The sequence below is a fragment of the Paenibacillus sp. W2I17 genome (assembly GCF_030815985.1).
In the GTDB taxonomy this organism is placed as follows: Bacteria; Bacillota; Bacilli; order Paenibacillales; family Paenibacillaceae; genus Paenibacillus.
The window spans coordinates 4,296,708-4,309,399 of sequence record NZ_JAUSXM010000001.1 but is presented as its reverse complement, the minus strand read 5'-3'; the positions used below and the strand labels follow the sequence as shown (position 1 = coordinate 4,309,399).

Annotated in this window: 8 protein-coding genes; 4 read left to right on the top strand and 4 right to left on the bottom strand. The window is 48.0% G+C overall.

All coding sequences use genetic code 11. The features are described 5' to 3' along the window. The first annotated feature begins 6 nt into the window (after positions 1-6). Positions 7-966, top strand: coding sequence for a 2-keto-3-deoxygluconate permease (locus QF041_RS19350; RefSeq protein WP_307415355.1), 960 nt, complete (start codon positions 7-9; stop codon positions 964-966). A gap of 104 nt (positions 967-1,070) precedes the next feature. Here QF041_RS19350 and QF041_RS19345 read toward each other — a convergent pair whose 3' ends face one another. Continuing rightward, on the bottom strand, positions 1,071-1,754 hold the full coding sequence (locus QF041_RS19345; protein WP_127546516.1) for a type 1 glutamine amidotransferase domain-containing protein: 684 nt from the start codon (positions 1,752-1,754) through the stop codon (positions 1,071-1,073). A 383-nt stretch (positions 1,755-2,137) separates the two neighbouring features. On the opposite strand from QF041_RS19345, the gene QF041_RS19340 reads away from it, so the two are divergent. Continuing rightward, positions 2,138-2,602, top strand: a complete 465-nt coding sequence (locus QF041_RS19340) for a hypothetical protein (RefSeq protein ID WP_307415354.1) — start codon at positions 2,138-2,140, stop codon at positions 2,600-2,602. Between the two features lie 91 nt (positions 2,603-2,693). Here the strand turns inward: QF041_RS19340 and QF041_RS19335 are convergent, their stop codons facing one another. Beyond that, entirely contained in the window at positions 2,694-5,714 is a 3,021-nt protein-coding gene (locus tag QF041_RS19335; RefSeq protein WP_307417011.1) for a DEAD/DEAH box helicase, read from the bottom strand. Positions 5,715-5,719: 5 nt separating this feature from the next. Next, positions 5,720-7,498, bottom strand: a complete 1,779-nt coding sequence (locus QF041_RS19330) for an SWIM zinc finger family protein (protein WP_307415353.1) — start codon at positions 7,496-7,498, stop codon at positions 5,720-5,722. A gap of 280 nt (positions 7,499-7,778) precedes the next feature. Between QF041_RS19330 and QF041_RS19325 the strand changes: the two genes are divergently transcribed. After that, positions 7,779-8,597 (top strand): endonuclease/exonuclease/phosphatase family protein, encoded by an 819-nt coding sequence (locus QF041_RS19325; protein ID WP_307415352.1) that lies wholly within the window; start codon positions 7,779-7,781, stop codon positions 8,595-8,597. A 168-nt stretch (positions 8,598-8,765) separates the two neighbouring features. Here the strand turns inward: QF041_RS19325 and QF041_RS19320 are convergent, their stop codons facing one another. Continuing rightward, the gene (locus QF041_RS19320) at positions 8,766-9,593 is read right to left on the bottom strand and encodes a methyl-accepting chemotaxis protein (RefSeq protein ID WP_017691152.1); all 828 of its coding nucleotides are present in this window, start codon (positions 9,591-9,593) and stop codon (positions 8,766-8,768) included. 564 nt (positions 9,594-10,157) lie between these two features. Between QF041_RS19320 and QF041_RS19315 the strand changes: the two genes are divergently transcribed. Next, entirely contained in the window at positions 10,158-12,401 is a 2,244-nt protein-coding gene (locus tag QF041_RS19315; RefSeq protein ID WP_307417010.1) for a glycoside hydrolase family 88/105 protein, read from the top strand. Positions 12,402-12,692 lie beyond the last annotated feature (291 nt).

Here is a 12,692-nt window from a genome sequence, read left to right as displayed (position 1 = left end):
CGCACCATGAACATTTTGGGTCGTATCAAAAAAATACCCGGCGGCTTGCTGATTGTTCCTATGCTGGCCGCCGCGGTCATCAACACGGTGTTTCCATCGTTTTTTCAGATCGGAGATCCAACGACAGCGCTGTTCACATCGAAAGGTACCATGGTGCTGATCGGTATGATTTTACTGATATCAGGAACACAGCTTAACTTGTCACAGCTTCTGGTGACATTGAAGAGAGCAGGAGTGCTCTGTATTTCACGCATCCTCATCAGCTGCCTGTTCGGCTGGGCGTTTGTACACTTTTTCGGTATCAGTGGGGTTGGAGGAGTGTCAGCGGTAGCTTTCATTGCCGTTCTGACCAGTTGTAATCCGGGATTATATCTGGCCTTGATGAACACGTATGGAGATGATGTGGATCGTGCTGCGTTTGGCATTCTGAATCTGATCGCTGTACCGGTTATTCCGGTCATGATATTGAATTCGGCAAGCGGCGTCGGTATCGATTACCTCAGTGTAATTGCTACGCTGGTGCCTTTCTTCATCGGCATACTGCTTGGTAATCTGGACAGTAATATACAGAAGATGTTCGCTCCGGGGACACTGATTCTGCTGCCTTTCCTGGGCACAAGCTTTGGGTCCAATATTGATCTGCGTATAGCATTTCAGTCCAGTCTGTCCGGTTTGCTGGTCACGGTATTATTTTTGCTGATCTGCATGATGCCGCTCATTGGAATCGATCGCACGATACTAAGACGTCCCGGTTACGCAGCGGCTGCGACATGCTCGGTTGCTGGACTGTCCATGGTGGTGCCATCGATGGCTGCCGAATTCAATCCGGCGTATGCGCCTTATGTGGATACAGCTATCGCTCAGATTGCGTTTGCCGTGATCCTGACGTCGGTGACCGTGCCTTATATCGTGAAGTGTTTGGCTGGAGGAACAGCGACGGAAGCTTCTGCTTCGACAAATCACTAGAAAAAAACAGCGCGTGTTCTGTCATATTATGACGGATCACGTGCTGTTTTGCTTTGTACATCTATATGATCTCCTGGGGGAGGAGAGGGCTCGATCGGTTTATTTTACAGACCCAGCAGTTGTTTAACACTTTCAGCTACAGCTTTGCTGGATTGCGGATTCTGTCCTGTGACCACGCGGCCGTCTGTTGTGACATAGGAGCTGAATGCAGCAGCTTTATCGTATTGTGCAGCGCGTTCTCTCAATGCATCTTCCAACAGGAAAGGAACATACTCGGTTTGTTGAGCCAATGTTTCTTCTTCATTCGTGAAGCCGGAAACGGTTTTGTCGTTGATCAAAAGCAGGCCGTTGGACAGCTTCACATTCAACAGTGCTGTAACCCCGTGGCACACGCCGGATACAACGCCACCTTTTTCATAGATATCACGAGAAAGCTCTTGAAGTTCGGCATTGTCCGGGAAATCCCACATTGTACCGTGACCTCCTGTGAAGTAGATTGCATCGTAGTCACTCGCGTTTACTTCGCTAGGTTTCAACGTATTTTTCAATTGGTTCATGAACATTTCGTTCTCGAAATAGGCTTTGGTGCTTTCATCCAGAGAGTCGCCAAGACTTTTCGGATCAAGAGGTACGTTCCCACCTTTAGGGCTAACCAGATCGATCTGAACATTGTCATTATGGTCAAACTCTTCAATAAAGTGAGTTGCTTCGCTCAGCCACAAGCCGGTAGGCTCATCCTTCGTTGCGTACTTATCTACATTTGTTAGAACAACCAGTATCTTTTTCATATAAAAACCTCCCGTAAAATATATAACATCAATTTATATTAAATAATACAAAATTAAATTGTGTAAAATATATTATTAAATATAACATAACCATTTTCTAAAGTAAAATCATGAACGTATCGTCGATCTCCAATGTGACTTTCAAGCGTTGGAGTAAAGAACAATCCAGTCGTAGTAAATATGCCCGTAAGAATGCACTTTTACTTATTATGCCCTGCTTAATTTACTCAAATTGTAAGCGGAGGTAGGCGTGTGTAAGGGGAATCGAGATTAATTCAAATTTGAAGTTAATTTGATTGAACAACTAGTTCTTTTGATTTAGAATGGCGGAAGATGCCAACGAGAAACTGGTACAAATTACATATATACTTGGAGGAACATTCATGAAACGTTCTGGCAAATTTTTCGCTTCAACAGTAGTTGCTGCTGTTGCTGCAGTATCCATCGTCTCTTCAGCTTCAGCGAGCACAGTTTCATTCTCCAACATCTCTGGCGTAACACCTGTCAACATTAGCAGTATGGATATGGAAACGGCTTTGATGATGGTTCAGAGCGAACGCGTCAAATTGCTGGATGCGCAATTGCAAACGCAAATTCAGGAGGTACAGAACCGTAATCAACAGATCGCGGATTTGAACTCTCAATTGCAGATAGCCCAGCAAAACGGGGATGAAGCAGCTATTCAAAAGCTGAAAGGCCAAATTGATGCTGCAAGCAATTCCCAACAGATGGACATGCTTCGTCTGCAATCCATGTCCAACAAGCGCAATGAAGCGTTTGATGTCATGACAAACTTTATCAAAAAAATGCAGGATTCAAGATCATCCATCATCGGTAACATGCGTTAAGAACGGATGATTAACTGCAACAATACAAAATGAGCGAAGCCGGAATTCAAATTCCGAAACTTCGCTCTTTTGTATTTCTCTTCAATTCAAGTTAGCCCGACCAGTCACGACGCCGAGTGAACAGATCCTGCAACTCATCCGTCGACAATTCGGTAATCCAGTTCTCAGAGCTTGTGATGATGTTATCGCTGAGCTGCTGTTTGCTCTCCAACATCTCGTCGATTCGCTCCTCCAATGTGCCAAGAGAGATGAACTTATGCACCTGAACATCCTTGGTCTGACCCATCCGATAAGCCCGGTCGGTAGCTTGATTCTCAACAGCCGGGTTCCACCAGCGGTCAAAATGGAAGACATGATTGGCTGCGGTCAGATTCAATCCCACACCGCCAGCCTTGATGGACAGAATAAAGACGGACGGTTGCTTGTCCTCAGGCAATGTACGGGATTGGAATTCCTCAATCATACGATCCCTTGCCGTTTTGGACGTACCCCCGTGCAGGTATAGCACAGGCTCCTGCAACTCCTGACGTAGTACCTGTTGCAGCATCTGTCCCATACCGATGTATTGGGTGAAAATCAGGCATCGCTCGCCCTCGTCCCTTAATTCGCGGACAAGCTCCATCAGTCGTTCCAGCTTCGCGGAGCGACTAATCAGCATCGCCATATCTTGCGGACTGTACACGTCATAAGCAGATGTTAATGCGCCGTCTTCAGGCAGTTCCTCAGGCAAAGCCTCTTTGGTCAACAGCAGAGGGTGGTCACACAGCTGCTTGAGCTGGGTTAACGCCGATAGAATTGCACCTTTGCGCTTGATGCCTTCCAGTTCTTTCATTTTATCCATCAGGGCCTGCACGGATTGGTCATACAATGCACTTTGTTCGCCCGTGAGGTGAATATAGGTTTTCATCTCGTTTTTGTCCGGCAGATCAAGCTGGATATTGGGATCTTTTTTCTTACGGCGCAGCATGAATGGTTTCACCAATTGCTGCAGATCCTGCATCCGTTGCTCGTCCTTGTCTTTCTCTATGGCACTGATGAAGCGAGTCTGGAATGCCCGGGCGTTGCCCAGATATCCTGGATTGATAAAGTCATAGATCGACCACAGCTCGGACAACCGATTCTCGATCGGCGTACCCGTCATGGCGATGCGGTGTTTCGCCGGGAAACTGCGGACAGCCAGAGACTGTTTAGTCTGGGCATTTTTGATATTCTGTGCTTCATCGAGACAGATGCATGCCCAGGTATAGGTTTGTAACATCTCCTGATCCAGTGTAGCCGTAGCAAAGGACGTGATAATAATATCCACCTGCTCGGTCTGCTCCCGGAATTCTTCTCCACTTAATCGGCGTGCGCCATAATGCAGACTGACATGAATGGAGGGCGCGAAGCGGCTAATTTCCTTTTGCCAGTTGCCCAGTACGGAGGTTGGGCAGATCAGAAGTACCGGGGCTTGTCCCGGCTTACGTGGTTCATGATCCTTGATGTGTAACAGATATGTGATGAACTGAATGGTTTTCCCGAGACCCATATCATCGGCAAGACATGCCCCAAGTCCGAATCTGCGCAGGAAACCAAGCCATGCAAAACCTTCCTTCTGATACGATCGCAGCTCGGCATGAAGCCCTGTCGGAATGGGCAGGGAAGGTGCGCCGCCTTGTCCGCCCCCGAGTTGTGCAATAACCCGGTTCAGGTGCTCATTCAGTTCTACTTCCAGCCGAATGTTCTGATCATCCTGTGGTTGCTGCTCTTCCTCGGTTTGTTGTCCTTCCTTCCATTTCTGGTTGCGATATTCCCGTTGCTCATTGTGCAGCAGATGCAGGTGCAGAATATCCTGGAATGAGAGTCCCTGTTCCCGATCTACACCGCCCATGGCACGACGTATCTGTTCCAGCAGGTCGGGGTCGAGTGGAACCCATTCTCCGCGGAAGCGGACCAATCGTTCATTACGGGCAACAAGGTCGGCGAATTCATCTTCGCTAAGATCCGTGTCACCAATCGCAATGCGCCAGTCAAAATGAATAATCGAGTCCAGTCCAAAGAACGATTGTCCCCGCTCACTGCCTTCCTCCGGCTGCACCTTAGCACGCAGCTTTGGCTTCTTCTTACGGGCTGCTTCCCACCAACCAGGCAGCAGAACTTGCCAGCCCGCTGCGAGCAACCTGCCGCTATCCTGTGTGAGGAACTGCCAGGCTTCCTGATCTCCCAAAGGATCACTCAGCACATCGCGTCTACCGCTAATGGAGCTTCCGAGACGCGGCAGATGGGCACGCAGCTGATCCAGCCATCCGGCGGAGCGATCCAGAATGAATGGTGTCCATACCTCTGGCCATTCCCCTTCAAGCCGGCCCCGTGAATCCAGCATGACGGGCACCAATACGGCTGCATCCAGCTTATTCTGCAATACCAGTCGCAGCCGCCAAGATGGCTCATCCTCGTCCGGCTCCTGCAATTGCAGCATGGGTCTGAATGGTGCGGCATCTGCTTTCCAGCCGATGGATACGAGCCAGGACTGAGCATCCATCCCGGCTGTCTTGGGTAGAGTGCCGCGCTCTGGGAACAACTGCGGGAATTCACGCCGCAGATCGGTTGCGGCTTCCTCCGAACTGTACCAGCGCTGGAATACGAAGGCGGAATAGGCCGCCCCAAGTCCCTCGGCATAACTCTCGTCGGTCTGTTGAATCGCCTTGGTAAGCGATGCTCGATCCTGCTTTTTCAAGCTATCCGGGTCCCAGGTCCACTGAAGCTGTCCTGCACGGTAGGCCTCGAAGCTAGGTACGTATTTGCGTTTTTCGATAGATGCTGCGAGTGCGGGAGCTAGTCGAATCAGATGTTCCGCTTGCTCGTCCCACTTCCATTCAATATGAAGCAGGGTATGCATCTCGGCAAAGAAGGGAATCACTTCTTCCGCAGGCAGAACAACCAGCTCAATCTCCTCAATCTGCCGAACTTCCAGTTCGGTACCGTAGAAGGAAGGCGCATGCCAAGCGAACAATCGCTGCTTCAGCGACTGTCCTGATACAAAGTGGTGTGTGTTGAGTGCTCCGTAAAACAAAGCATCGCCATATCCGGTTAAAGCGACGTGAACCTCAATCGTTTCAGTGTAAGGATGAATTAAGCTCATGAGATCAGTTTACCTTTCCGAAGCTCTTCCTGCAGGGCGCGCAGCCGACTGTTACGAACGGCAAGTGTGGTGATGAATTGCTCCCAGTACGCTTCTTGCTTCAACTTTTTATAGATTTTGGACAGACGTTTCAGCAGCTTCACCGCCGCTTTGTATCCGTCTCTGTTTTTGTGTCCGATATAACGCTCCACCGCCTGATGATAGAAGGGGAGCAGCAGTTCAGGTGCATCTTTTTCAATCGGTTGCAGCACCGCTACGCGAAATTCGAGAGGCTCCGTCCCTGTACTCAGCTGAAAATCAATCCACCTGCGCCACTGTCCACGCGAATGCATAGCATCCTCGTAGGCGGGGCGGGAGTGGGGAAGCATACTGACAAGCGTGTCCCACATGCGGTTCTCTGTATCGGGCAGATGTTGAATGGCCGTTTCCCACAGATGCATGTAATCATTCAAAGGCGTATTACGCCGATTCGACAGCAAGGGACCAAGTTGTACCAACCAATCCCCAAGCCGCTTCCATTCAGCCGAATCTGCGAGTACATGGAGAAAATGCAACAGATGTTCTGGCGGGAAACCGTAGGCTGAGCTTCCATGGATGAGTCGCTGCCATGCCTGATCATCTTGCCCTACATGGAAGTACATCCAGCTCTGCGCGAGTACGAGTGGTAAGGGCAGTGTCACTGCTTTGCTTGGTCTATCAATACCACTTTCATTACTCTGAGCGCTACCCAAGACACTCCCACCTGACTGGGAAGGTGGCGCAGCGGCGGTTATATTGCGTTCTATATCATCTAAGATGGCCTGTTCCGACACTAACATGTCCCGCGACCCTTGCAGCTCAGGTACAATCCAGTTCAACCACAGTTGTCGATAGATCGGAGTGAAGAACATCATGCTGGCTGTCTCAGGCATCATCTGTTTACGTAAATAAGCTGAGCTTTCGGCCAGTCTGCTCCAAAGTTGTTCAAGCTTGTTTCCCTTTAGACCTGACAGGTCTAGCGGATGGTTAAAGATCCGTTCAATGTCTTTCTGAAGTGCATCCACCGCGAGCTGGGCAGGGTAGCTCAAGTATACGGGGGTATGCGTGATGGAGTTACGGGCCGGAGGCACACAGAATCGGATGAGGTGCAGCTGCACATGTAGTTCAAAAAGTTGGTCCATCGCAGCGGTCAGCCTTGGCTTAATGGCATACAGCTCGTCCGTTGCTTCCTGTACGTAGGATGTGCTTGCTGTGCCAGTACCCAGCCGTCTCAGACAGGAGTGGAATAGTTCGTGCCATTCCGAGATTTCGAGATCGGCAAGTTCTGTTGCACGCTCCTTGATCTGGCTGTATTGGTTGTCTGGAATATCCATATCCTGCTGTTCATCGGCTTCTGTGTAGCTGGATAGTCCTGCGGACATGGCCCCGACAGGTTTGGTCGTTTGTTTGAGCGCAGTACTGGAGTGTGCATTTACAACCGCATGCACAGGTCGCTCCAGTTGCTCGGCATAACTCATTAATACAGCCGTCATATGTTTGCATACGGAACTCACCGGGCAGGTACAATGACTTGTAGTCAGGGACTGCAAGCTTAGTGTGACCTCGTACTCTTCCGATCCTTGTACAACGGCCGAAATCCCTTGTTGTTCGGAATAGGTTAATGGTCCGACACGTTTCTGTTTATAATATTGGAATCCGCGCATGATCGTCAGGTTGTTAAAATGCTCTGCAACTTCCCGAATTAATTGTTGCCACTGCGCATCATCCATCCTCATGTTATTTGGTATGTTCATCATTCCATCTCCTGGGGTAAACATAGGTTCAGTAATCACCACGTCTATAACGTGATGTTGTAAATTTGTTGTATCCATCATATCAGTTATGAGCCAATCCGTGCATGGGTTATGAAGAATTTGAAGTTATTTTAGACCAACAGGAATCAGGATGAACACGTCGGTTCTGCTGGCGGCCGACATGCAAGAATGCACCATATTGTGTATGCTTATGGTATGTATTCCTATCAGGATCGATGCAGGCCGGGGAAACGGCCATATTACACACAACAGGAGAGAGCATATGAAAATACTTACGTTAAACACACACGCTTGGGCCGAAGAGGATCAACTGAACAAGATCAGTCAACTGGCTGATTTTATTAATACACATCAATTTGATGTGATCTCCATGCAGGAGGTCAACCAATCCATGCAGGAAGCGGCGCTTTCTGAAGAAGAGCTGAAGATGTATTATGCTACTGAATCCGACGCTGTGATTAAAAAAGACAACTATGCCTACGTCCTGCTTCAGCAGCTGACAGAGCAATATTACTGGACGTGGATTCCCGCGCATGTCGGGTTTCAAAAATACGATGAAGGACTGGCGATCCTTAGCCGGACGCCGATTAAGCAGGCTTTTGGGGAATACGTGTCCCACATGCGGGATTATAACAACTATCGTACACGCAAAATTGTGGGAATCCAGACAGTCGTCCAAGGTGAAGTAACCTGGTTTGTGAACGGACACTATAACTGGTGGGATGATGCGCAGGAACCTTTCAAGGGACAGTGGGAGTTGACGGAGAGCAAGCTTGCCCCCTACATGGACCAGCCGTTATATCTAATGGGTGATTTCAATAATGTCGCGGAAGTGCGTGATGAAGGCTACGATTATATGATGAGCAAAGGATGGAATGACCTGTACACCACAGCATTGCAAAAGGATGAAGGAGCAACCGTGGTCAAGGCCATTGCCGGCTGGGCAGATAACAAACGCGATCTGCGGATCGACTATATTTTCTCCAATCGTCCGATTCAGGCTAAATCTTCCACCGTGGTCTTGAACGGTAAAAACGGGCCGGTCGTGTCTGACCATTTTGGCGTCGCTGTAGAGATATAACAGCCTTGTGACCACAAACCATAAAGGTGACATCACCGCATATACGAAACAAAGCCTCCGCTGACTTCCTGTTAAGGGAAGTTGCTGGAGGCTTTTCACATTCTAAATCATTTTCTATGTCTATGTACATTTCATATCATTCTTTCTTTCTGCTGTGGAACTGGACTGTTACTCGAGCGCCAGCATCTGATGTACAAACTTTTTCAGATTCGCGCTTGTCTCGCTAAGCTGTTCGATACTTTCCATGAACTCGGTAACAAGCTTGGCCTGATCCACTGTTGCGGTTGTAATCTGACCGATCTCCTGCTCCATATGTTTCATGGAATCTTGCACGCTGCCTAGGGATGATTCGATATCAGCTGCTGCTTGCTTCGTATGATCTGACAGCTTACGTACTTCACTGGCAACCACACCGAATCCGGCCCCCTGATCGCCAACACGAGCTGCCTCAATCATGGCGTTGAGTCCAAGCAGGTTGGTTTGTTCCGATACTTCACGAATGACGTTTGTTACTTTACTTACACTGACCGAGTTCTCTGAAGCTTTTTTGGAGTTGCGCAGAATCTCTTCCGATGTCGCGGAGAGTTCCTCGGAATGTGCAGCAATCTGCTGAATGCCGCCGACGAGCGCATTAATGGTTGTTTCATTTTCACGGATCAGCGTTTCCAGTGTCATGTGACTATCCAGTGCGTAGTTCACACCCAATATACCCACGACCTGATCGTTCTCTTTAATAGGGATTAGAATGGCATCAAAAGGTCTGCCCTGGAGATCACCAGGCATGCGTGCCACGGTACGGGAATCTCTGTTAGTCAGCATTTTGAAATGTTTATAATCATCATGCAGCTCATCCCCAACCTTCACGCCAATCTCCAGACTTTTTGCTTCGGAAAAATACAATACTTTCTCATGATCATTAATGGATATGGATATGTCATCACGGAACATTTGGCTAACAAAAGGCATAGCATTTACCAGAGATTCAAGAGTATTCAATGTGCATCTTTCCTTCCCGATACAAAAAGTGGAATTTTTCAATCTATATAAGTTGAACTAAGGATATATTCACACGTACACTCCGATGACAGAATAACCTTCCAATCGCTGTTATCTCCAGATTTTTTTGATTCCCTTTTCTCAAGGAAAAAATCCGGTGATAAAGGCGAACGCTTCGCTTTTTCAGGTTTTTTCTGTCCTCTACGTTTCTGTGTAAATGTTAGTTCAACTTATATAGTCTCTATATCGGTAACATTTTCCGTTTTTTTGAATTAATGTTCCAATGAAGGTTGTAATTGACGAAGGAAAAACTAAATTTTCTGATTTTTTTGTAAGCGTAATCAAAAATCTGTAGCCACCACCGAACATGTCAGTTATACTGGGATTATTATTCGGCTATTCAGAAGATAACCAAGGGACATACCTATTTCCCGGTAAGGGGATTACCCACCTAGGTTAAGCGCTATACTTTATTACTGCATATTAGTTTGGTGCTCCAGTGTGGATGGTATGAATGCTATGATATAAGACTTTATTTCAACGGGAGAAGGATGTGTGCCATCGATGACGACCTATTTCAGTGAACCACAGAGCATGTATTACCGATTTGGAGAAGATCAGGATCAGGTGTTGAAAGTACTGGCCGAGAGGTATATTGGAGCCAATGCGCAGGCTGATTTTGTATATCGGGTATTCCAGAAGTCTGGTATTTTGCAAAATGAAAAAGGGCTTTATGATCTGAATTTAGGTAAACGCTTTCCTGATGCACCGAAAGACCATATATCCTACGCAGCTGCACTGGTATGGGGGGACGAGGACCGGAATCTGGACGTATTGGTCCGCTGTTATGGACCTGTTCGTTTCTATTTCAATGAGCAGTTGGTCTATCGCTCTACCGTAATGGATGAGATTAGTCCAGACGCAATGGTGAAGCTCAGCATCGATATCAAGCCTGGTTGGAACACCATTTGGCTGGAAATGAAAAACACTCCTGCAGGATTTGGCTGCCAATTTGGGTCAGATGAAGGAAAAGTGCGCATTTTGAATGTATTTGCTCCATTCCAGGAGAGACAGGGGCAAGCGGGGTGGGTGTTCTCCCAACCGAACCGGGCTGCGAGTAAGCAACTGGACCTGCTTGGAAAAGAATCCGACTATAGCTTGAACTGGCTGCCTGAGACAGACTGGTCTGATGAAGATAAAACCAAGCCAGCTTTCGAAAGAATATACGGAAATCTTCCTGGAAAGCATGCTTATGCCTGGTCCCATTTGAACAATAATGATTCAACCGGGAGTCCAGTGCGATTGTCAGGACAATCTTCGGGTTCTCTGAGTATTTGGATTAGCGGCAAGCTTGTGGCGCAAGTGAAGGAGCCGGGTTCGTTCGAAGTGGATATACCAGTCTCCTTTGGACGGAGTGACCTGATTGTCCGAAGTGAATGCAACGATACGGCGGGACCGTGGCATTTTAATTTGAACGCATCCGTTTCGGGTAAGCCACTTTCACTGGAACTTCCTCAGCGTGTGCACGGTGCTACTGGAGAGTCTTGGTTGTATGTCGGCCCTTTTGAATCGGGGGTTGAACCGGATTTGCAGGATCTGACCCGAACGGATCGAGTGTACCAAACAGGATTAGAACAGACATATTGGCGCTTGGATCGACCGGATGCCTGGATCAGACCCTATTATGAAAATGCCATGTTAAGCAACAAATGGACAGTGGGCAGTGTGACTAATTATGGTCGCTGGGATTATCCATTGGGTGTCACTGTATATGGTCTATTACGAACTGGGCGTTATTTGCAGAGACCAGACATTACACGTTATGCGGCTGAGCATGTGCAGGCATGTACCCAGATGTATGAGTACTCTTTATGGGATCGGGAGCAGTATGGTTTCCCGGCAGTCAATCAACAATTGGTCATGCTAAAAATGCTGGATAACTGCGGTTCTTTTGGTTCAGCCATGCTGGAAGCGTACTCCGAGTGCCATGAACCAACGTTTCTTCCGATTGCTGAACGGATTGCGGATTTCATGCTTTCCCGTTTGGAACGACAGGAGGATGGGGCATTTTATCGCACATGCGTAGGGGAGTATGCAGAGAATACCATGTGGGCAGATGATCTCTACATGAGCACGCCGTTTCTCGTTCGTTATGCACGGGTGACAGGCAACTCGGCCGCATTGGATGAAGCCGCCAGACAATTTTCACTGTATCGGAAGTATCTGTTTATGCCTGAGTTCAAGATCATGTCCCATGTGTATGATTTCAAATACGGACAGGCAACGCAGATTCCATGGGGACGGGGAAATGGCTGGACACTGTTTTCCTTGACGGAGGTATTGGAAGCTTTGCCGGCAGAGCATCCCGAGCGCCCAGCCTTAATTGATTTCTTCAATGAGCTGTGTGAAGGGTACGCAGCGCTTCAAGGGGAAAGCGGCTTGTGGCATCAGGTGTTGAATGTTCCGCAGACGTATGAAGAAGCCTCCTGCACGGCGATGTTTGCCTATGGTTTTGCTAGAGGTGTGCGTTTTGGCTGGTTCAAAGACCCTGAAGTTTACGTCACAGCTGCCGAGCGGGCTTGGAAGGGACTCATCTGCAAAGCAATCGATCGTCAAGGGAATGTGCATGGTGTGTGCAGCGGTTCGAGATATGCGTTTACGGCAGAGTATTATGATCAGGACTTGCGTACCGTCACCAATGACAATCACGGAATAGGCATTATGATGCTGGCAGGAACCGAAGTGGCAAAAATGAAGAAACATCTGGCTGAGCACAGGGTGTCTTCACCTGCCGTCTCACATTCCTGACAGACTCGCAGGAAACACATTTTTATAGCTGAACATCGAGCTTTTCGAACAATTCAATAGCCCGTAGAAAGAAATGCCGTGATTTGATGTTCATACTTTCGTTCGATATCAACCCGCTATCTTCTTCTCAACGTATCATGCATGTATACCCGTAATCATACCGATAAGGGATCATCACCGCCGGGAATATCATTCCTGGTGGTTTTTGATTCCTGTAACTCCTTACTTTTTTGACAGGAAAGCTTACTTTTGTTTATGTCATGTACAGTAATAGACCGATACAATAGGTTT

What these genes read in the sequence shown, in the direction of transcription:
- QF041_RS19350 (WP_307415355.1), top strand. Translation starts at nt 7, where the DNA reads ATGAACATTTTGGGTCGTATCAAAAAAATACCCGGCGGCTTGCTGATT.
- QF041_RS19345 (WP_127546516.1), bottom strand. Translation starts at nt 1,754, where the DNA reads ATGAAAAAGATACTGGTTGTTCTAACAAATGTAGATAAGTACGCAACG.
- QF041_RS19340 (WP_307415354.1), top strand. Translation starts at nt 2,138, where the DNA reads ATGAAACGTTCTGGCAAATTTTTCGCTTCAACAGTAGTTGCTGCTGTT.
- QF041_RS19330 (WP_307415353.1), bottom strand. Translation starts at nt 7,498, where the DNA reads ATGATGAACATACCAAATAACATGAGGATGGATGATGCGCAGTGGCAA.
- QF041_RS19325 (WP_307415352.1), top strand. Translation starts at nt 7,779, where the DNA reads ATGAAAATACTTACGTTAAACACACACGCTTGGGCCGAAGAGGATCAA.
- QF041_RS19315 (WP_307417010.1), top strand. Translation starts at nt 10,158, where the DNA reads ATGACGACCTATTTCAGTGAACCACAGAGCATGTATTACCGATTTGGA.